Raw genomic sequence first — 20364 nt, 5'->3', positions numbered from 1 at the left:
TCCCTCCCCAACGCCTCGCTCTTGGTGGACGATGGGCGGCATACCGCGGTCACAGGTGCGCAGCCGCACGTACCGCGGTCACCCGCACACGCACGTGCGGCACAGGGACACGCCGACGGTCCGAGGGGGACGGTCATGGGAGAGAACGTGCCGGTGCGCTGCCCGGCATGCCGTCGCCAGCACACCTTCACGCCACCGGTCTTCCCGTGCGCGTGCGGGGAGCCGCTGGCGCCGCCGCTGTTACGGGGCGCGGTCCCGGAGCGGATCACGCACCGCACCTGGACCGACGCGTGGGTGACCGTGCTGTGCGGCTCCTGCGGGCGCCAGGACCAGTGGCCGCAACCCGAGCTGGGGTGCGCCTGCGGCGCGGTCCTGCGCATTCCGGTACGCCCCGTACCGCGCTCCGCACCGCCCGCGCCCACCACCGGCGGCGGGCGGACGCCCGCCCCGGCCGGCGGACGTCCGGCGCACATCCCGCTGCCGCCGACCGCGGCTCCCCCGCGTCCGAAGTTCCGCCCGATGACCATCAGGACCGCGCGGGACGCGGTGACCGCAGCGGCGCTCTACCTCAAATGGCTCGGGTTCCGCGACATCATGCAGTCCCCCGAGCGGCCGGCCTCCGGCATCGACCTGCGGGCGCCGGGAATGGTCGCCCAGGTCGACCCGACGACCCGCCCCGCCGCTCTGCGCGATGTCGAGTGCCTGTGGCTGCACGGGCTCAGCGCGTCCGCCGTGAGCGTGTTCTTCTCCCTCGCGGGGTACGCCGACGACGCGCGGGCCCGCGCGGACACCCTCGGGGTGCCGCTCTTCGTCATGGACCTCACGGGCACGCCACAACCGGTCAACCGCCCGGCGGACGAGCTGATCAGTACCGGCGCCTGAGCGGCGACGGCGGCTCGGAGCCCCACGACAAAGACCGCGACGACGACCGCGACCGGCAGCGATACTCGACCATGCGCATACGTCACGCCACTCTCGCCGAACTCCCCCGCCTCCAGGCGATCGAACGCGCCGCCGGTGAGCCCTTCCGCGCCCTGGGCATGGCCGCGATCGCCGACGACGAGCCGCCCGCCCTCGAGGTGCTGGACGGCTACCGGCGGGCCGGCCGCGCCTGGGTCGCCGCCGACGCCGACGACCGCGCCGACGCGTACCTCATCTGGGACGTCGTGGACGCGGCGGCGCACATCGAGCAGGTCTCGGTGCACCCGCGCGCCTCCCGGCGCGGCCTCGGACGCGCGCTGATCACCCATGTCGCGAGCCACGCCACCGCCGACGAGACACTCACGGCGCTCACGCTCACCACCTTCGCGGAGGTTCCGTGGAACGCCCCCTACTACGCGCGACTGGGCTTCCGGACCCTCGCCGACGCCGAGCTGACGGCCGGGCTCCGGAACATCAGGCGCGAGGAGGCCGCGCACGGCCTCGACCGCTGGCCGAGGGTCTGCATGCGGTGCGAGCTGTGACGGGCGGGGAAGGGTGAGCCCCGGCCCCCACCGGGCCGGGACCGTGTCGCCGTAGGCGCCGACCGCCCGTGACCCGGCCTAGCCCTGGAAGCGCTCCCGCAGTTCGATCTTCCTGACCTTCCCGCTGACCGTCATGGGGAACGCCTCCATGATCTCCAGGCGGCGCGGGATCTTGTAGTGGGCCAGCTGGTCGCGGCAGTACGACGTGAGCTCGTCCAGGGTCGGCGGGTCGTCCTGGTCGCGGGGGACCACGCAGGCCAGGATCTCCTCGCCGTAGCGTTCGTCGGGGAGGCCCACCACCTGGACGTCGGAGATCTTGGGGTAGCCGTAGAGGAACTCCTCGATCTCGCGCGGATAGACGTTCTCGCCGCCCCTGATGATCATGTCCTTGATGCGGCCGACGATCTGCGCGTAACCGTCCTCGCGGATCACCGCCAGGTCGCCCGTGTGCATCCAGCGGCCCGCGTCGACGACCTCCGCCGTCTTCGCCGGTTCGTTCCAGTAGCCGAGCATCACGCTGTAGCCGCGGGTACACAGCTCACCCGCCTCACCGCGCGGCAGCGTCACGCCCGTCACCGGGTCGACGATCTTGATCTCGACATGCGGCAGGACCCGGCCGACCGTGCCCGTACGGCGCTCCAGGTCGTCGTCGCGGCGGGTCTGGGTGGAGACCGGGGAGGTCTCCGTCATGCCGTAACAGATGGACACCTCCGCCATGTGCATCTCCGCGACGACCCGCTTCATGACCTCCACCGGGCATGGCGAGCCGGCCATGATTCCGGTGCGCAGCGAGGACAGGTCGTACGAGGAGAAGTCCGCGAGGCCCAGCTCCGCGATGAACATCGTCGGGACGCCGTAGAGCGAGGTGCACCGCTCCTCCTGGACGGCTCGCAGTGTCGCGGCCGGGTCGAACGACGGGGCCGGGACGACGATGCAGGCGCCGTGGGAGGTGGCCGCGAGGTTGCCCATCACCATGCCGAAGCAGTGGTAGAACGGGACGGGCAGGCAGACCCGGTCCTGCTCGGTGTAGCCGACCGTCTCCCCGACGAAGTAGCCGTTGTTGAGGATGTTGTGGTGGGAGAGGGTGGCGCCCTTCGGGAAGCCGGTCGTACCCGAGGTGTACTGGATGTTCACCGGGTCGTCGCAGGACAACTGTGCTTCGTGAGCGGCCAGTTGGGCGTCGGTGACCCGGCTCGCCGCGGCCGGCAACACGTCCCACGAAGCGTCCCCGATGTAGTGGACCGCCCGCAGCCCGGGGCAGTCGGGCCACACCTGGCCGACCAGGGCGCGGTAGTCGCTCGTCTTGTGGGACTGCGAGGCGAAGAGGACCGAGACCCCGGCCTGGTCGAGTACGTACGCCAGCTCGTGCGCCCGGTACGCCGGGTTGATGTTCACCATGACCGCGCCGATCCGGGCGGTGGCGTACTGCACGAGCACCCACTCGGCGCAGTTCACCGCCCAGATTCCGACCCGGTCGCCCTTGCCGACGCCCGTCCCGAGCAGCCCACGCGCCAACTGGTCGACGGCGGCGCCGAATTCGGCGTACGTCAAGCGGGTCCCCGCCGCCACGTCGACGAGCGCCTCCCGCTCCGGGTACGCCGCGATCGCCCGGTCGAGGTTCTGGCCGATGGTGTCACCGAGAAGCGGCGTGTTGCCGGTCCCGTGCGTGTACGAACTTTTGCGCGTGTGCGTGGTCGTGTGCGCGTTCGTCTGCGTGTGCGTGTTGGCGCTCATCCCAAGTCCCCCTCGTCGTACTCCGCCTCCGAGCCCCTCGCCGTGCGCTCGCGCAGCTCGATCCGACGGATCTTGCCGGACACCGTCTTGGGCAGGTCTGCGAACTCGATCCGCCGGATCCGCTGATACGCAGCGAGCACCGACCGCGAGTGGGCGAAGAGCACCCTGGCAGTGTCGGGCCCCGGCTCCCATCCCTCGGCGAGCACGACGTAGGCCTTCGGCACGGCCAGCCGCACCGGGTCGGGCGCGGGCACGACCGCCGCCTCGGCCACCGCCTCGTGCTCGAGCAGTGCGCTCTCCAGCTCGAAGGGCGAGATCTTGTAGTCCGAGGCCTTGAAAACGTCATCGGATCGCCCGATATAGGTGATGTATCCGTCCGCGTCCCGCGCCCCGATGTCTCCGGTGCGGTAGTAGCCGCCCGCCATGGCCTCCGCCGTGCGCTCGGGATCACCGTGATAACCGGTCATCAGCCCGACCGGCGCCGCGGCGAGATCGAGGCAGATCTCGCCCTCGCTCATGCCCGGCTTCCCCGTCACCGGGTCCAGCAGTTCGACGACGAAGCCGGGGCTGGGCCGCCCCATCGAACCGGCCAGGAGCCGCTGCCCCGGGGTGTTGGCGACCTGGACGGACGTCTCCGTCTGTCCGAAGCCGTCCCTGATCGTCACGCCCCACTCGCGCCGCACCGTCTCGATGACCTCGGGATTGAGCGGCTCCCCCGCCGCGAGGGCCTCGCGCGGCGGCGTGCGCAGTCGGCCGAGGTCCGCCTGGATCAGCATGCGCCAGACGGTCGGCGGGGCGCAGAAGCTGGTGACGCCGGCGCGGTCCATCTCGGCCATCAGCGTGGCCGGGTCGAAGCGTGAGTAGTTGTGAATGAAGACGGTCGCCTCGGCGTTCCACGGGGCGAAGAGGTTCGACCAGGCGTGCTTGGCCCAGCCCGGCGAGGAGATGTTGAGATGGACGTCGCCGGGCTTGAGCCCGATCCAGTACATCGTCGTCAGATGCCCGATGGGGTAAGAGGCGTGCGTGTGCTCGACGAGCTTGGGCCGGGCCGTGGTACCGGAGGTGAAGTAGAGCATCAGGGGATCGTCGGCGCGCGTCACCCCGTCGGGCTCGAAGCCCTGCGCACTGTTGTAGGCATCGGAGTACGACAGCCAGCCTGCGCGGCCGCCCGCACCGCCTCCCACGACGATCCGGCCGTAGACCCCCGGCACGTAGTCGAACTTCGCCGCGTCCTCGTCCCGCACAATCACATGCCGTGCCCTGCCCCGCTCGATCCGGTCCCGCAGATCGGCGGCCCCGAGCAGCGGCGTGGCCGGAATGACCACGGCCCGCAGCTTCATCGCCGCGAGGGCGGTCTCCCACAGCTCGGCCTGGTTGCCGAGCATGACCAGGACACGGTCACCCGCCCCGACGCCCTGCGCGCGCAGCCAGTTGGCGACCTGCCCGGAACGTGCCGACAGCTCCTCGAAGGAGATCTCGGTGCGTCGGCCGTCCTCCTCGACGATGTGCAGGGCGGTCCTGCCGTTGCCCTCGGCGATCCGGTCGAACCAGTCGAGCGCCCAGTTGAACCGCTCGGGACGCGGCCAGACGAAGCCGTCGTACGCCGCCTCGTAGTCCTCCCGGTGCTGGAGCAGAAAGTCCCGGGCCGCCCGGAACTGCTCCGTCGCGTCGCCTCGTGCCACCATGCGTCCTCCTCGTTGCCGGACCATTGCCGGACCGCTCCCTGCCATCGTGTAATCAGTGACCTGGTCTCACTACCCCCGTACGGGGGTGAAGGGAAACTCTCGTGGGGGATGTCGCCGAGGCGGTAGAGATGCAAGCGGCACTGTCTCGGATGTGCCGGGCCTCCGGACTGCCCGTCGCCTTCGGCGGTCTGCTGCCCGCCGAAGGCCGTCGGCTGCGTATCGCCGAGCTGAGCGGTGCGGCGACGCGCGCGCTGCACGGACTCGTCATCGCACCGGGCAATGGGCTCGGCGGGAAGTCCATGGCGCTGTCGCGCCCGTGCGCGGTCACGGACTACCACGCGTCGCGGCACATCAGCCACGAGTACGACGTGGCGGTCGCATCCGAGGGCCTGCGCGCGGTGCTTGCCGTGCCCGTGGTCGTCCGCCGGAAAGTGCGCGGCGTGCTGTACGCGGCCCTGCGCGAGGCGCGACCGCTCGGCGACCGCGCGCTGAACGCGGCGATGGACGCCGCGCGCGAAGTGGAGCAGTCCCTGGTCGTACGGGACGAGGTGCGGCGGCTGCTGGCGGCGGCGAGCGAACCGGTGGCGGGCCCCGGGGCGTGGGAGCTCGTCAGGGGTGCGCACCGCGAACTGCGCGCGCTGGCGCCCCGCGTCGTGGACCCGGCGTTGCGCGAGGAACTGCTCTCTGTCTGCGGCCGGCTCGCGGCCGCGGCCGCGGGGGGCCCGGCACCGCGGCGGGCGCACCAGGTGGCGCTGACGCCGCGCGAGACGGACGTACTGGCGTGCGTGGCGGCGGGCTCGACGAACGCGGTGGCGGGGAACCGGCTGGGCCTGCGCCCCGAGACGGTGAAGGGCTACCTGCGCTCCGCGATGCGGAAGCTGGGCGCGCACACCCGCCTGGAGGCGGTGGTGGCGGCCCGCCGCGCGGGTCTGCTGCCGTGAGACCGGCGCGGCCGGGCCTCCCGGGCGGGGGCCGGCGACGCCGACCGGAAGCCCGGCACGCGCGCGGACCACCCGGCGCACGTGCGGGCACCCGCGGCCGGCTCACCCGGCCCCGCCCCGCGCCGGGAGGTCGCCGAACCGTACGTCGCGCGTACCGGCCGATGTCATGGTCGCGAGTACGTACTCGCCCTCCTCCTCCAGCGCCGCCCGCTGCGCCCGCGTGAGCGGGCCGAGGGGCGCGACCGTCAGTGCGGCCGACGCGCCGTCCTTTGTCTCCTCCAGCCGCCAGATCCCCGCCACGAAGCCGTCGACCAGGAAGGTGGAGTGGCCCTGGTTGCCCCTCCAGATGCGTCCCTTGTACTCCGCCGGCACCACCCGCGTACGGTCCGCGTGGGACAGCAGCAGGTTGTCGAACTCCGGCAGGAAGCGCGGCGGCGCCGGGGTGTCCTCGTCGGGCCGGGGCGCGTCCGGGAGGTCGAAGAGCTCCACGCCGTACGGGTCCCTGAAGGTGATGAGCCGGGGCCGCAGCCGTTCGAAGGCGTCCCGCAGCCGCGTCAGCCCGCACCAGGTCTGCGTGTCCTTGACCGACGCGGGGCCGAACGCCGCGAGGTAGCGCAGTACGGTCGCGTCGGGCGCCGGGACCGGCCCGGACTCCCGCCCGAACCACTGCTCGGCGGTGGTCAACGCCACCTGACCGCTCTTCCGCCACAGCCCGCGCGGCGTGACCTGCACCAGCGGCAGCAGGCAGCGCGCCGCGACGCCGACGGCGAGCGGCTCCGCGTCGGGCCACTCCTTCAGCAGCAGCTCGCGGATCTCCTTCAGTGTCCGGGGCCGCTCCTCGACGAAGTCGCGCGTCATCGCCGCCAGCCGCTCCAGGTCCACGCCCGACAGCCCCTCGCGGAACATCTTCAGCTCGCGGTCGCGCGCCGCCTGGACGAGCGGCCGCAGCGTGAGGCAGTCGTCGGCGGTGTGCGTGTGGATGGTGGAGCGCAGGGTGACGAGGCGCCCCACCTCGCGGGAGGCCATCAGCCCCGAGAGTTCCGCGGGGTCGAAGCCGTCGAGGCGGGCGGCGAGCTGGTAGTACGGCGGCTTGGTGTTCTGCGCCTGGAGGCCGACGAGGTGCGCGACGGCGTCCTTCGCGGACATGGCGGTGCGCCGGAGGAGGAGCTGGCGCGCCAGGGTGGCGCGGTTGAGGGCGCGCGTGCTCAGTACGGTCGGCGCCGGTCCCGGGTTCGTCTTCTGCGAGGCCATGCCCGCACGCTACCCACCCTTGCGGACAGGTCCGGTCCGCGGGGCGGAACGATGCCGATGACATGTGGGCCGTATATCCTGCCGGTGCCCGACGGCGCGCCCGTTCTCGCGCGCCCGGCCGACGCGGGAGGTGCGATCCGCCATGACAGAGCGACGCGTCCGCCCCGCACTGCCTCCCATGAAGCGGCGGAAACAGTCACCGCCACCGGTGGGCCCTCCCGCCGGACCGCCGTCGGGCGGCGACGACCCGGCGGCCTCCCCCGACGGTGTACCGCTCAACGGCGCCAGTGTGGTGCACGCCGCGCTCTACCGCGGCGGCCGCCGCGTCTCCACCCCGGACTCGCTCGCCGAGACGTTCCGCCAGCTGCGCGAGTACCCGTCCGGCATGGCCTGGATCGGCCTGCACCGTCCCTCCGAGGACGAAATCCACTCCCTGGCAGCCGAGTTCGACCTGCACCCGCTCGCCGTCGAGGACGCACTGGAGGCGCATCAGCGGCCGAAGCTGGAGCGTTACGGCGAGACGCTCTTCGTCGTGCTGCGCGCGGCGCGCTACCTCGACGCCCCGGAGGAGGTCGACTTCGGTGAGCTGCATGTCTTCGTCGGCCGGGACTTTGTCATCACGGTCCGCCACGGCGCCGCACCCGATCTCTCCGTCGTACGCCGGCGCATGGAGGACAGCCCCGAGCTGCTGGCGCTGGGGCCGGAGGCGGTGCTGTACGCGATCCTCGACGCCGTGGTCGACGGGTACGCCCCGGTCGTCGGGGGCGTACAGAACGACATCGACGAGATCGAGACCGAGGTCTTCAGCGGCGATCCCGAGGTCTCGCGCCGCATCTACGAGCTGTCCCGCGAGATGGTCGAGTTCCAGCGCGCCACCCGGCCCCTGGTCGCCATGCTGCACAGTCTGATGGCGGGCTTCGCGAAGTACCGCACGGACGAGGAACTCCAGCGTTACCTGCGCGACGTGGCCGACCACGTCACGCACACCAGCGAACGCGTCGACGGCTTCCGCCAGGCACTGGCCGACATCCTCACGGTCAACTCGACGCTGGTCACGCAGCAGCAGAACGCGGAGATGCGGGCTCTCGCGGAGGCGGGCTTCGAGCAGAACGAGGAGATCAAGAAGATCTCGGCCTGGGCGGCGATCCTCTTCGCGCCGACGCTCGTCGGCACGATCTACGGCATGAACTTCGACGACATGCCGGAACTCGGCTGGACCTTCGGCTACCCCTTCGCGGTCGGCCTGATGGGAATCGTCTGCGTCAGCCTGTACATCATCTTCAAGCGGCGCGACTGGCTCTAGGCCCGGCTGATGACGGGTCCGGACCATTGCCCGGCCCCGGCTGACGAGGCCGGCTCACTCGGGCACGAGTTGTCCCCCCGCCGCCGTCACGAGCGGGGTTCGGACTTTTGGTGTTCCGCGTCTGCGTCCGCTTCCGGTTCGTACGCCGAGCAGTCCGGGTTCCGGCAGGGGCCCGGGTGCCAGACGGGTACGAAGACACCGAGGGATTTGTGCCGTTCTATTTCGGACGTGACGGGTTGCTTGCAGACCGGACACACATGCCGGGCCTGCGTTCGGTCTCACGCTCATTACTGCCCATGTCTCCACGTTGTGCCCGCCCCGCCGAATACGACAGGACCGGGATGATCAGCCCGTGGGCCAGGTAGTCGTTGATAGGACTAGACCTACGGATTTCGTTGCTGGGACCCTGCTGCCCCCTCCCCCAGCATTTCGGTCACCCAGCCGTGAAAGGCCCCGATGTGGTGTTCCGCCGGGACCAGGACCCCGCCCTTGCGGTACGCCCGCGACGCCATCGCCGGCTGGGTCCGCTCGCAGGCATCGAAATCCTGGACGTTCACGCGGTGGAACAGCTCGACGGACTTGTCCAGGTCCGCTCCCGATGCCACCACCCCGGGGGCGTACAGCCAGTCGCACTCCACCACCGTGCGGTCGACGGCCAACGGGAACATCCGGTGGACGATCACGTGGTCGGGCACCAGGTTCACGAAGACCTGCGGCCTGATGGTGACCGCGAAGTAGCGGCGGTCCTGCTCGTCGGTGATGCCCGGCAGCCGGCCGAAGCCCGCGCTGCCGTCGACGGTGAAGCCCTGCGTCTCCTCGCTGAACTCCGCGCCGTGCCCGACGTAGTACTGAGCCGCCAGGCCGTCCGCGAACTCCGGCAGTACGTGGGTCAGTTCGGGGTGGATCGTCGCGCAGTGGTAGCACTCCATGAAGTTCTCGACGATCAGTTTCCAGTTGGCGGCGACGTCGTAACGGACGCGCCGCCCCAGGGTCAGGCCTTCTGTCTCGTACCGCTCGATCGTCACGGTGTCGCCGAGCCGCTCCACGACGGCGCCGATCACGGTGTCCTCGAAGGACGGCGGCTCGTCGGCGAGGCAGATCCACGCGTAGCCGAGCCATTCCCGCAGCGCGACCTTCACCAGGCCGTATTCCGTACGGTCGATGTCGGGCATCTTCTGGAGGTTCGGGGCGGCGACCAGTGTGCCGTCCAGTGCGTAGGTCCAGGCGTGGTAAGGGCATTGGAGGTTGCGCCGGACCTGCCCCGCGCTCTCGGTGCACAGCCGGGCGCCGCGATGGCGGCAGACGTTGAGGAAGGCGCGCAGCTCGCCGGTGCGTGTGCGTGTGACGAGTACGCTCTCCCGGCCCGCCTGGACCGTACGGAAGGCGCCGGGACGGTCGAGATCGGCGCTGCGTACGGCGCAGTACCAGAGCGACTCGAAGATCGCCTCCTGCTCGCCGCGGAAGATCTCGGGGGCGGTGTAGAAGTGCCCGGGCAGGGTGGCCAGCAGGCTGGCGGCCGTGGTGGTGGTCATGGAAGCGGGCTGCCTCTCGGCTCAGGCGATGGGCGCGGCGGTGAGCCGCCCGGGGTGGAAGAGCTCGATGGGGTGCTCGGTCTCGCCGGTGAGCGCCAGGTCGGCGACGATCTCGCCGACCACGGGCACGAACTTGAAGCCGTGCCCGGAGAATCCGCAGGCGACGGTGACGGAATCGGTGTGCGCCGGGTGCCGGGCGATCACGAAGTGCTCGTCGGGGGTGTTGGAGTACATGCAGGTGGCGGCCTTGAGGAAGGTCCCGGGCAGATCGGGGATGTGGCGGGAGACGCGGCTCGCCATGGCGGCCACCTCGTGGCCGTGCACGGTCCGCTCGATCGTCTCCGGCGTGCAGACCGTGCCCTTGCGGAAGAACGCCACCTTCGCGCCGAGCGACGGGCCGTCGATCGAGGGGAAGCCGTAGACCTGCTCCCCCTCCGCGTCCTCCCAGATGTAGATGGGGTGGTTCTCGGGGAGGAAGGGCTGGACGCCGCCGGTGGGCTGGAACCAGTACATGACCTGCCGCTCGATGGTGAACGGCACCCCGATGTCGGTGAGCAGCCGCGGCGCCCACGCGCCGGGGCAGACGACGAGGTGCCCGGCCGTGTACGAGTCCTCCGCGGTGTGCACCCGCACGCCCCGGCCGCCTTCGAGTGCCTCCCAGCGGATCATCGGCTCCTCGAAGTGCAGGTCGGCGCCACCCTGGGTGGCGAGCTGGACGTGCGCGGCGACGGTGTTCTCGGGCCGGACGAGGCCGGCCCGCTCCTCGTGGAGCGCCACCTCGTCGTCGCGGGGGGTGAGGGTGGGGAAGCGCCGGCGGATCTCGGCCGCGTCGAGCATCTCGTGGGGCAGGTCCCACTGCCGGGCGGAGAGCAGCGAGCCCGCGACGGTGCGGGATTCGGGGCGGCCGACCATGACGCCGCCGCAGAGGGTGGCGACGTCGCGGCCGGTTTCGCGCTCGAGCTGCTCGTAGAGCTCGTACGAGCGCAGCAGGAGCGGTACGTACGCCGGGTCCTCGAAGTACGACTGCCGGATGATGCGCGAACCGCCGTGGCTGGACCCCTTGTTGTGGACCGGGCCGAACTTCTCGAGTCCCAGCACGCGGGCGCCGCGCGCGGCGAGATGGTGGGCGGCGGCGCTGCCCATGCCGCCGAGGCCGACGACGATCACGTCAAAGGTGGGTGGCATCTCGCGGGACCTCGCTCACTTCAGGATGTGGGTCATCTGCGGATCGAAGAGCGGCTCTTCGGCGACGGTCGCGGCCGTCTTCCCGCCGAAGTAGGCGATGTGGACGGGTGTGCCGGGGGCGAGGGCCGGCAGCCAGGCGTAGGCGATGCAGCGGCCCAGGGTGTAGCCGTAGCCGGCGCTGGTGACGTAGCCGGCGGGGCGACCGGTCCCGTCGGCGAACACGGGTTCCTTGCCGAGCACTACGGCACCGGGGTCGTCGAGGGTGAGGGCGGTGAGCCTGCGGGCCGGCTCACCGAGTGCCGTGAGCGCTTCGAGAGCCGAACGGCCGGTGAAGTCGCCCTTGTTCATGCGGACGGCGAAGCCGAGGCCCGCCTCGTACGGGGTGTGTTCGGCGGTCATGTCGTGGCCCCAGGCCCGATAGCCCTTCTCCAGGCGCAGGCTGTTGAACGCCGAGCGGCCCGCCGCGACGACGCCGTACCGCTGTCCGGCCTCCCAGAGGGTGTCCCAGAGCCTGAGGCCCAGGTCGGCGGTGGTGTAGAGCTCCCAGCCGAGCTCGCCGACGTAACTCAGCCGCATGGCGGTGACGGGGACGTGGCCGATGTGGGTCCGGCGGGCCTTGAAGTAGCCGAGGCCCTGATGGGAGAGGTCGCCCGGGCTCAGCGGCTGGACGAGGTCCCGGGCGAGCGGGCCCCAGACTCCGATGCAGCACGTGCCCGCCGTGATGTCGCGGATCTGTACGTCGTCGGGGGCGCCCCGGAGCAGCAGGTCGAGATCGGCGGGCGAGTTCGCGCCGATCTGGAAGTGGTGTTCGGCGAGGCGGGCGACGGTGAGGTCGGAGAGGATGCCGGCGGCTTCGTCGAGGAGCAGCGTGTAGGTGACCGCACCGGGCTTCTTGGCCAGGTTGTTGGTGGTCGTCCGCTGGAGGTATCCGAGGGCGCCGGGACCGGTGACTTCGAGGCGCCGCAGCGGCGTCATGTCGTACAGGGCCACCTTCTCGCGGGTCGCCTTCGCCTCCGCGGCGGCGACCGGCGACCAGTGGGTTGCGGACCATTCGTCGCGCGCGGGGAGGGTCAGGGAGGCGGCGAGGGGGGCGTTTGCCTCGAACCAGTGCGGGCGTTCCCAGCCGCCGCCCTCCAGGAAGTGGGCGCCGAGCTGGAGCTGGCGGGCGTAGAAGGGGCTGACGCGCAGGGGGCGGGGCTGCTCCGGAGGCTGGAGCGGATGGATGATGTCGTACACCTCGACGAACTGCCGCGCCGCCCGCTCCTCCACGTACGCCGGTGAGCGCTGCGCCGTCTCGAAGCGGGTCAGCTCGCATTCGTGCAGGTCGATCGAGGGCCTGCCGCCGGTCATCCACTCGGCGAGCGCCTTGGCGACACCGGCGGAGTGGGTGACCCAGACGGCTTCCGCGAGCCAGAAGCCGCGCAGTTCGCGGGTCTCGCCGAGGACCGGCATGCCGTCGGGGGTGAAGGAGAAGACGCCGTTGAACCCTTCGTCGACACGGGTGGCGGCGAGGGCGGGGAGCAGCGCCTTGGCGTCCTCCCAGCTGGGGGCGAAGTCGTGCTCGGTGAAGGGGTACGAGGACGGCATGACGGGGGCGTCGTCGTAGCGCGGGACGGTGAACGGGTCGACGGGCAGCGGGCGGTGGGCGTACGAACCGATGCCGATGCGGTCGGCGTGCTCGCGGAAGTACAGGTCGCGGTCCTGGTGGCGCAGGATCGGCCGGGTGGCTTCCCGGACGGCGCCGGCCAGCTCGTCGAGCGGGGTCGTCCGTGCGTACTGGTGGGCGAGCGGCAGCAGCGGGACGTCCACACCGGCCAGGCGTCCGATCACCGGGCCCCAGAAGCCGGCCGCCGACACGACATGGTCGGCGGGGAAGGTGCCCCGGTCGGTGACGACGCCGGTGACGCGGCCGCCGCGCTGCTCGATGCCGGTGACGGTCGTACCGCCGAGGAAGCGGGCGCCGCGCGCGGTGGCCGCTTCCCGCTGTGCGTGGGAGGCGGGCAGGGCCCGGGCGAGGCCGTCGCCCGGGGTGTGGAAGCCGCCGAGTACGAGGTCCGGATCGAGGAAGGGCCACAGCTTGAGGCACTCGTCGGGGCCGACGACCTCGCCCTCGACACCCCAGGAGGCGGCGAGTCCGGCCCTGCGGTGGAGGTCGGCGAGGCGGGCGGGGGTGGTGGCGACTTCGAGGCCGCCGACGGCCTCGAAGCAGGCCCGCCCGTCCCGCGCCCGCAGCCCGGTGAACTTCTCCACCGTGTAACTTGCCATTTCTGTGAGGCACTTGGACGGGTTGGTGCGGAAGACGAGCCCCGGCGCGTGCGAGGTGGAGCCTCCGGGGGCGGGCAGCGGGCCCTGTTCGAGGACGGTTACGTCGGTCCACCCCCGGGCGGTGAGTTCGTCGGCGAGCGAGCAGCCGACGATTCCGGCGCCGACGACGACCACCCGCGGAACGGCTCCGGCCGGCGCCATCAGAGCACCACCACCGAGCGGAGCACTTCGCCGCGCCGCATCTTGGCGAAGGCCTCCTCGACGTCGTCGAGGCCGATCGTCTCGCTGACGAACGCGCCGAGGTCGAGCTTGCGGCTGAGGTACTGGTCGATGAGGATCGGGAAGTCCCTGCTGGGCAGACAGTCGCCGTACCAGGACGACTTGAGTGCGCCGCCGCGCGAGAACAGGTCGATGAGCGGGATCTCCAGCCGCATCCCGGGGTCGGGCACGCCGACCTGGACGAGCACCCCGGCGTGGTCGCGCATGTAGAAGGCCTGGCGGTACGTCTCGGGGAGGCCCACGGCGTCGATCGCGACGTCGACGCCGAAGCCCCCGGTGAGTTCGCGCACCGCCTCGACGGCGTCCGTGCCGCGGGAGTTGACGGTGTGGGTGGCGCCGAAGCGGGTCGCGCCGTCGAGTTTGGCGTCGTCGATGTCGACGGCGATGACGCGGCGGGCGCCGGCGAGCGCGGCTCCTGCGACGGCGGCGTTGCCGACCCCGCCGCAGCCGATGACGGCGACGGTGTCGCCGCGGCCGACGCCGCCGGTGTTCACGGCGGCTCCGTACCCGGCCATGACGCCGCAGCCGATGAGACCGGCGGCTTCGGGGCGGGCGGCGGGGCTGACCTTCACGGCCTGGCCGGCGGCGACGAGCGTCTTCTCGGCGAAGGCGCCGATGCCCAGGGCCGGGGTGAGGGGTGTGCCGTCGAGCAGCGTCATCGGCCGGGCCGCGTTGCGGCTGTCGAAGCAGTACCAGGGGCGGCCCCGGCGGCAGGAGCGGCAGTCGCCGCAGGGGGCGCGCCAGGCGATGACGACGTAGTCGCCGGGGGTCAGGTCCGCCACGCCCTCGCCGACGGCTTCGACGATGCCGGCGGCCTCGTGGCCGAGCAGGAACGGGAAGTCGTCGTTGATCGCGCCCTCCCTGTAGTGCAGATCGGTGTGGCAGACCCCGCATGCCTGGACGCCGACCAGGACCTCTCCCGGGCCGGGGTCGGGGACGGTGATCGTCTGTATCTCGACGGGTGCGCCCCTCTTGGTGGCGACGACCGCACGGACCTCATGAGGCACGATCCGACCCCTCTCTTGTTGCGCATTGCACGACTGGTTGCGCGATGAGAGACATACTGGGAACGCGATCCCCGGGCCGTCAAGGGGGCGGAGCGACCACGGGCCAGCCCGCCGTCCCGCGGGCTGGTCCGCACACGCCGGACGGGCTGAATACCGCCTCGAAGAGGCGGTATTCAGCCCGTCCGGTGCTCAGCGGGGGACCCGAGGTGGAGTGACGTCAGGTCCGGTACCCCATGCGGTACGAGAGCTCCCCGGCCGCGTCGACCGCCAGCTTCGCCAGTTCCTCCAGCCGCGCCTCGCTCATGCGGTACACCGGCCCCGACACGCTCACCGCGCCGATCACCTGGCCGTCGTGCGCCCGCACGGGCGCCGCCACCGCGCTCAGTCCGACCTCCATCTCCTCGGCCACGACGGCGTACCCCTCCGACGAGATCTCCGCCAGCTGCGCCCGGAGTTCGGCCGCCGAGGTCACGGTGTGCTCCGTGAATCTCGGCAGCCTGCGGGCCAGGAAGACCTCCTGCATCGCCGTCGGGAGTCCGGCGAGCAGCACTTTTCCGCTGGACGTGGCGTGCAGCGGCGTACGGCGCCCGAGCCAGTTCTGCGCCGTGACGGACGCCGCGCCGCGCGCCTGCATGACATTGACCGCAGCGTCGTCGTCGAGGACGGCGATGTTGACGGTCTCCCCCGCCTCGTCGGCGAGTTGACGCACGACGGGCGCGCTCTCCTGCGAGATGTCCAGCCGTCCCGCCGCGGCACCGGCGAGTCTGAGCACTCCGGCGCCCAGGTAGTACTTCCCCCGGTCCTTCGCCTGCCCCACGAGACCACGGTTCTCCAGCACCCCGAGCAGCCGGAACGCGGTCGACTTGTGCACGTCCAGCTCGTCGGCGATCTCGGTGACCCCCGCCTCACCGAGCCGCGCCAGGATCTCCAGCACACTCACCGCGCGGTCCACCGACTGAACGGAACTCGCGCCTCCCTTGGCCCTCTTCGCCTCGTCCGGCTCCCCCGGCTCCCCCGTCATCTTCCTTGTGCTCGCCATCTGTCCGCTCTCACCACCTGACGGCCGATTCACGGCCGACTTCCATGGGGCCCTTGACGCAGCGGCTCCCGATCCGGATTGTGTTCCGCATCTGTTGCGCATCACGCGCCTCGATGCGCCATCTGGAACATCATGTTACCGAAGAGCGAACTCAGGGGGCTGTGGTGATTCCTGTCTGCCACCTCGACGACCTGCCCGAGGGCAAGTCCGTACGTCTCTCCACCGAGCCGCCGATCGCCGTGTTCCGCACCGGGGGCGCGCTCTACGCGATCGACGACACCTGCTCCCACCAGGACGCCTCCCTCTCCGAGGGCTGGCTGGAGGGCTGCTTCGTCGAATGCCCGCTGCACGCCGCGATGTTCGACCTGCGCACCGGCCGACCGAGCTGCCTGCCCGCCCGCCGCCCGGTCCGCACCCACCGGGTCTCGGTCGACGACAGCGGCTTCGTCCACGTCCAGCTGGCGGCCGACGCCGAGGCGGCCAGGGAAGGCAGCGCCGCGTGAGGACCGTGGCCGTCGTGGGAGCCTCGCTGGCCGGACTGTACGCCGCGCGGGCGCTGCGCGCCCAGGGGTACGACGGCAGGCTGGTGATCATCGGCGATGAGATCCACCGGCCGTACGACCGGCCCCCGCTCTCCAAGGAGTTCCTCACGGGCGCCATGGACGAGGACCGACTCGCCCTGTCCGACCCCGAGGAGGAGGCGGAACTGGACGCCGAGTGGCTGCTCGGCGTACGCGCCCGGGGGCTCGATGCCGGGGGCCGCACACTGCTGCTGGACGGCGGCCGTACGGTCGCCGCCGACGGCGTGGTCGTCGCCACCGGCGCCGCGCCGCGCCGGCTGCCCGGCGCCGCCGGGGTGGGCGGCGTACACACCCTGCGGACCCTCGACGACGCGCGGGCGCTGCGCGCCGCACTGACGGGGCCGCAGCCGGTACGCGTCGTGGTCGTCGGCGGAGGGTTCATCGGCTCCGAAGTCGCCTCCTCCTGTATCGCGCTGGGCCACCACGTGAGCGTCGTGGAGGCCGCGCCACTGCCGCTCCTGCCCCAACTGGGCGAGACCATGGCCACCGTCTGCGCGTCGCTGCACGCCGACCGGGGGGCCCGTCTCATCACCGGTACGGGGGTGGCAGCCCTGCGCGGCGCCGGCACGGTGACCGGCGTACAGCTGGCCGACGGCCGCCTCCTGCCCGCCGATGTGGTCGTCGTCGGCATCGGCGCCGTACCCGGCACCCGTTGGCTGGAAGGCTCGGCGCTCGCCGTCGACGACGGTGTGCTGTGCGACGACGGCGGTGTCACCACCCTGCCGCAGGTGGTCGCGGTGGGCGATGTGGCGCGGGTGGGCGGCACCCGCGCCGAACACTGGACCAGCGCCACCGAGCAGCCCGCCGTGGCCGTACGCAACCTGCTCGCGGGCCGCACGGTGGAGTCGGCCCGCGCGCTGCCCTACTTCTGGTCCGACCAGTACGGCGTCCGCATCCAGTTCGCCGGCCGGCGGCTGCCGGACTGCACGGTACGGATCACCGACGGTTCACCGGAGGAACGCAGCTTCCTCGCGGTCTACGAACGCCCCGACGGCACCCCGGCCGCCGCACTCGCCCTCAACCGCCCGCGTTCCTTCATGCGCCTGCGGAGGGAGCTCGCCTCGGGCGTACCGACAACGCCGGGAAGCCGTTCGCGCTGAGCGTTCGCGCCCGGTCAGTGCGGCATGATCTCCGGGGTCGCGAGCCGGACCAGCTCCACCGCCTGCTCGGGGAACCACACGCCCGCCTTCGGGTCGACCGCGCCGCGCTCGGGGTCCTCGGGCCCGGCCGTGCCGCGCAGGCACTCGCCGTCGGACTCCCCCGGGGTCTTGATCCACAGGTTGGCGTCGTTGAGCGGGTCCCCGGTGCGGGTGGTGGGGCGGGCGCCGAGGCCGCGGGCCGGCGGGTTGCACCAGTCCTGGGCGTCGCGGTACTTGCCGACGGGCGGGGTCCAGGGGCCCTGGCCGTTGCGGCTGGTATCGGTGACGAAGTGCTTCATCCGGCCGGCGGCCAGGGGCACATGACGGTCGAGCCAGCGCTGGGCGTCGCCGCGCTGCCACTTCTGGGTGGGGCAGGCAGCCGCCTTCCCGCCCTTGTCGACGAAGGCGAGGCAGGACGAGACGAGCTTGCCGTACCAGGCGTTGGCATCGTCGGTGCTGTAGTTGGACACGTTCACGGAGAAGCCAGCGGCGCGTTCGACCCCGCCCTTGATCAGCCGGGGCACGATGCTGTCCACGGTGTGCCAGGCGGGGTGCCCCGCGTCGACGTACACCTTCGTGCGGGGCAGCGCGGCGAGGGTCGTGACCGCGTCGGAGAGCTGGGCGTAGCGTGCGGCGGTCGCGGTGGCCCTGGCGGCTTCGGCGTCCTTGGCGTCCTTCGCGTCCTTCGCGTCCTTCGCGTCCTTCGCGTCCTTGGCGCCGCCGCCGGGGCAGTCGGACGGCACCAGCGCCAGCGCGTCGGGTTCGAGGACCACGAGCGCCGGGCTGTCGCCGACGCCCTTCGCCACGGCGCCGACCCAGGCCCGGTACTCGGTGGTGTCGCGCAGACCGCCCGCCGAGTACAGGGAGCAGTCGCGGCCGGGGACGTTGTAGAGCACCAGCGTGGGCGTCGCCCTGCGGCGGGCCGCGTCGCGGACGACATCGCGCGTCTCGGTTCTCACCTCGTCCGGCGTACGGCCGGCCAGCCAGACGGCGTGCGGCGTACGGGCCATGGCCCGCAGACCGGCGGCCTCCCGCGGCTGCTTCTCCCGCGCCAGCTCGTCGGCCTGGCGGTACGCCTCCGGGTTGGCCTCGGGGACGTAGAGGCCGACGGCGTCGACGGGGTCTTCGGTCGCCGTGGCGGTGGGCAGGGCGCCCAGGAGCCACGCCGACGCCAGGCCGGTGGTCACGGTGAGGGCCAGAGAGGTGACGACGATCGGTCTTCTGCTGCGCACGGGTTCACTCCTGGGTCGCGGGGCGGCGACGGCGGGCTGTGAGAGAGCTGCCACAGCCGCTTCGCCCGGCCTCGTGGGTCGTGGTCCAAGGCGTGGCCGGCGGCTGCCGCGTCACTACGCGTGGCGCAGGCCGTCCGGCCGGGGCACCACGGTGCGTATGAGGAGGAAGAGGCCCGCACCCACGGCGTACCAGAGCAAATCGGGGGCGTTGAAGGTCGAGCCGAGCACGAGCCGGGCGAGGACACTGCGTTCGGCCAGCTCGGCGGGCACGCCGGTGAGCTGGGCGCATTCGACGGCCCAGCTCAGAGCGAGCCCGATACCGCCGGCCACCCGCGGGCCCGTCGCGGGTGAGAGGAGGACGACGAGCGTGCACAGCAGGATGGTGTAGAGCGCGTCACCCGCGTACTTGGCGGCCTCGCCGTCCGCGACACCCCGCACGGCGAGCCCCGCACACAGCACGAAGCCCGCGGCCACGGCCGCGAGCAGGCGGGTGCGGGCCCGGGCCCGGCGCAGGGGGTCGCTCACGCCCGACACTGTACGTCCGTACCACGGTCAGGCGACGGAACCTATCCGGCCGGCCGGTGCCTGCGGGCCCTCGTGGTGGATCGGAATGTGCGCGCCGGTGAGGGACACGCCGCTGCCGCCGCGCCGGGCCGCGACGATCTCCGCGGCGATGGACAGCGCGGTCTCCTCGGGCGTGCGCGCGCCGAGGTCGAGGCCGATGGGGCTGCGCAGGCGGGCGAGTTCGAGTTCGGTGACTCCCACGTCGCGCAGCCGCCTGTTGCGGTCCTCGTGGGTGCGGCGGGAGCCCATCGCACCGACGTACGCGACCGGAAGGCGCAGTGCCCGCTCCAGCAGGGGTACGTCGAACTTGGCGTCGTGGGTGAGGACGCAGAGCACCGTACGGCCGTCGGTCCCGGTGGACTCCAGGTAGCGGTGCGGCCACTCGACGACGATCTCGTCGGCCTCGGGGAAGCGCGCGGCGGTGGCGAAGACGGGCCGGGCGTCGCACACGGTCACGTGGTAGTTCAGGAATTTGCCGACGCGCACCAGCGCGGAGGCGAAGTCGATGGCACCGAAGACGATCATGCGCGGGGCGGGGACGCTCGACTCGACGAGGAGCGTCAGCGGACGGCCGCAGCGCGAGCCGTCCTCGCCGATCAGGACCGTTCCGGTCCGGCCCGCGTCGAGCATGGCGCGGGCCTCGCCCGCCGCCGTACGGTCCAGCTCGGGGTGCCCGCCGAGGGCGCCCTCGTACGAACCGTCGGGGCGGACGAGCAGAGCGCGGCCCATGACTTCGGCCGGCCCGTCGGTGATCCGCGCGACCGCCGCCGCATCCCCACACGCGGCGGTGGCCAGCGCTGCCGCGAACACCTCCCCGCCGGGAGTGTGCGCGCGTACCGGGGTGACGAGGATGTCGATCACGCCGCCGCAGGTCAGACCCACGGCGAACGCGTCCTCGTCGCTGTAGCCGAAGCTCTCCAGGACCGTTTCGCCGTCCTCGAGGGCCTGCCGGCACAGTTCGTACACCGCGCCCTCCACACACCCGCCGGAGACAGACCCGATCGCCGTGCCTTCGGAGTCGACCGCTAGGGCCGCTCCCGGCTGCCGGGGCGAGCTGCCGTGTGTCGCCACGACCGTGGCGACGGCGAAGTCGCGTCCCTGCTCGACCCACCGGTTGAGTTCTTCGGCGATGTCCAGCATGACTGTCTCCTTACGGGGTGCGGA

17 protein-coding genes are annotated in these 20364 nt (G+C 72.0%); 6 read left to right on the top strand and 11 right to left on the bottom strand.

The window, feature by feature from the left end:
• Positions 1–135 precede the first annotated feature (135 nt).
• Together ACWIHY_RS01610 and ACWIHY_RS01605 are read left to right on the top strand one after the other, a co-directional pair.
• Positions 136–882 carry a hypothetical protein gene (locus tag ACWIHY_RS01610; protein WP_454373535.1) on the top strand — a complete coding sequence of 249 codons (747 nt, stop codon included), beginning with the start codon at positions 136–138 and terminating at the stop codon, positions 880–882.
• 71 nt (positions 883–953) lie between these two features.
• Positions 954–1463, top strand: a complete 510-nt coding sequence (locus ACWIHY_RS01605) for a GNAT family N-acetyltransferase (protein ID WP_454373534.1) — start codon at positions 954–956, stop codon at positions 1461–1463.
• 78 nt (positions 1464–1541) lie between these two features.
• On the opposite strand, the gene ACWIHY_RS01600 is transcribed toward ACWIHY_RS01605, so the two are convergent.
• Together ACWIHY_RS01600 and ACWIHY_RS01595 are read right to left on the bottom strand one after the other, a co-directional pair.
• Entirely contained in the window at positions 1542–3197 is a 1656-nt protein-coding gene (locus tag ACWIHY_RS01600) for an AMP-binding protein (RefSeq protein WP_454373533.1), read from the bottom strand.
• On the bottom strand, positions 3194–4882 hold the full coding sequence (locus ACWIHY_RS01595) for an AMP-binding protein (protein WP_454373532.1): 1689 nt from the start codon (positions 4880–4882) through the stop codon (positions 3194–3196). The genes ACWIHY_RS01600 and ACWIHY_RS01595 overlap by 4 nt, the downstream gene beginning before the upstream one ends.
• A 128-nt stretch (positions 4883–5010) precedes the next feature.
• On the opposite strand from ACWIHY_RS01595, the gene ACWIHY_RS01590 reads away from it, so the two are divergent.
• Positions 5011–5823, top strand: coding sequence for a response regulator transcription factor (locus ACWIHY_RS01590; protein ID WP_454373531.1), 813 nt, complete (start codon positions 5011–5013; stop codon positions 5821–5823).
• Between the two features lie 102 nt (positions 5824–5925).
• Here ACWIHY_RS01590 and ACWIHY_RS01585 read toward each other — a convergent pair whose 3' ends face one another.
• On the bottom strand, positions 5926–7074 hold the full coding sequence (locus ACWIHY_RS01585; RefSeq protein ID WP_454373530.1) for a winged helix DNA-binding domain-containing protein: 1149 nt from the start codon (positions 7072–7074) through the stop codon (positions 5926–5928).
• A 142-nt stretch (positions 7075–7216) separates the two neighbouring features.
• Here ACWIHY_RS01585 and ACWIHY_RS01580 point away from each other — a divergent pair, with 142 nt between their 5' ends.
• Positions 7217–8377, top strand: a complete 1161-nt coding sequence (locus tag ACWIHY_RS01580) for a magnesium and cobalt transport protein CorA (RefSeq protein ID WP_454373529.1) — start codon at positions 7217–7219, stop codon at positions 8375–8377.
• A gap of 383 nt (positions 8378–8760) precedes the next feature.
• Here ACWIHY_RS01580 and ACWIHY_RS01575 read toward each other — a convergent pair whose 3' ends face one another.
• From ACWIHY_RS01575 to ACWIHY_RS01555, 5 genes are all read right to left on the bottom strand, one after another.
• Positions 8761–9909, bottom strand: a complete 1149-nt coding sequence (locus ACWIHY_RS01575) for an aromatic ring-hydroxylating oxygenase subunit alpha (RefSeq protein ID WP_454373528.1) — start codon at positions 9907–9909, stop codon at positions 8761–8763.
• 21 nt (positions 9910–9930) lie between these two features.
• Complete coding sequence (gene solA, locus ACWIHY_RS01570) at positions 9931–11094, bottom strand: N-methyl-L-tryptophan oxidase (RefSeq protein ID WP_454373527.1); 1164 nt, start codon at positions 11092–11094, stop codon at positions 9931–9933.
• Between the two features lie 15 nt (positions 11095–11109).
• Entirely contained in the window at positions 11110–13560 is a 2451-nt protein-coding gene (locus ACWIHY_RS01565; protein ID WP_454373526.1) for a GcvT family protein, read from the bottom strand.
• Positions 13560–14645 (bottom strand): S-(hydroxymethyl)mycothiol dehydrogenase, encoded by a 1086-nt coding sequence (locus ACWIHY_RS01560; RefSeq protein ID WP_454373525.1) that lies wholly within the window; start codon positions 14643–14645, stop codon positions 13560–13562. The genes ACWIHY_RS01565 and ACWIHY_RS01560 overlap by 1 nt, the downstream gene beginning before the upstream one ends.
• Positions 14646–14862: 217 nt before the next feature.
• Complete coding sequence (locus tag ACWIHY_RS01555; RefSeq protein WP_454373850.1) at positions 14863–15666, bottom strand: IclR family transcriptional regulator; 804 nt, start codon at positions 15664–15666, stop codon at positions 14863–14865.
• Positions 15667–15848: 182 nt separating this feature from the next.
• Here ACWIHY_RS01555 and ACWIHY_RS01550 point away from each other — a divergent pair, with 182 nt between their 5' ends.
• Positions 15849–16187 (top strand): bifunctional 3-phenylpropionate/cinnamic acid dioxygenase ferredoxin subunit, encoded by a 339-nt coding sequence (locus ACWIHY_RS01550; protein ID WP_454373524.1) that lies wholly within the window; start codon positions 15849–15851, stop codon positions 16185–16187.
• Positions 16184–17365, top strand: a complete 1182-nt coding sequence (locus tag ACWIHY_RS01545) for an NAD(P)/FAD-dependent oxidoreductase (RefSeq protein ID WP_454373523.1) — start codon at positions 16184–16186, stop codon at positions 17363–17365. The genes ACWIHY_RS01550 and ACWIHY_RS01545 overlap by 4 nt, the downstream gene beginning before the upstream one ends.
• A 14-nt stretch (positions 17366–17379) precedes the next feature.
• On the opposite strand, the gene ACWIHY_RS01540 is transcribed toward ACWIHY_RS01545, so the two are convergent.
• The 3 genes from ACWIHY_RS01540 to ACWIHY_RS01530 form a co-directional block, all read right to left on the bottom strand.
• On the bottom strand, positions 17380–18636 hold the full coding sequence (locus ACWIHY_RS01540; RefSeq protein WP_454373522.1) for a glycoside hydrolase family 6 protein: 1257 nt from the start codon (positions 18634–18636) through the stop codon (positions 17380–17382).
• A 114-nt stretch (positions 18637–18750) separates the two neighbouring features.
• Entirely contained in the window at positions 18751–19161 is a 411-nt protein-coding gene (locus ACWIHY_RS01535; protein ID WP_454373521.1) for a ribosomal maturation YjgA family protein, read from the bottom strand.
• A gap of 27 nt (positions 19162–19188) precedes the next feature.
• Complete coding sequence (locus ACWIHY_RS01530; RefSeq protein WP_454373520.1) at positions 19189–20340, bottom strand: XdhC family protein; 1152 nt, start codon at positions 20338–20340, stop codon at positions 19189–19191.
• Between the last annotated feature and the right edge of the window lie 24 nt (positions 20341–20364).

The organism is Streptomyces sp. NPDC055287 (assembly GCF_053646035.1).
The sequence above is the reverse complement of the archived record's forward strand: the minus strand, read 5'-3'. Positions and strand labels throughout refer to the sequence as shown.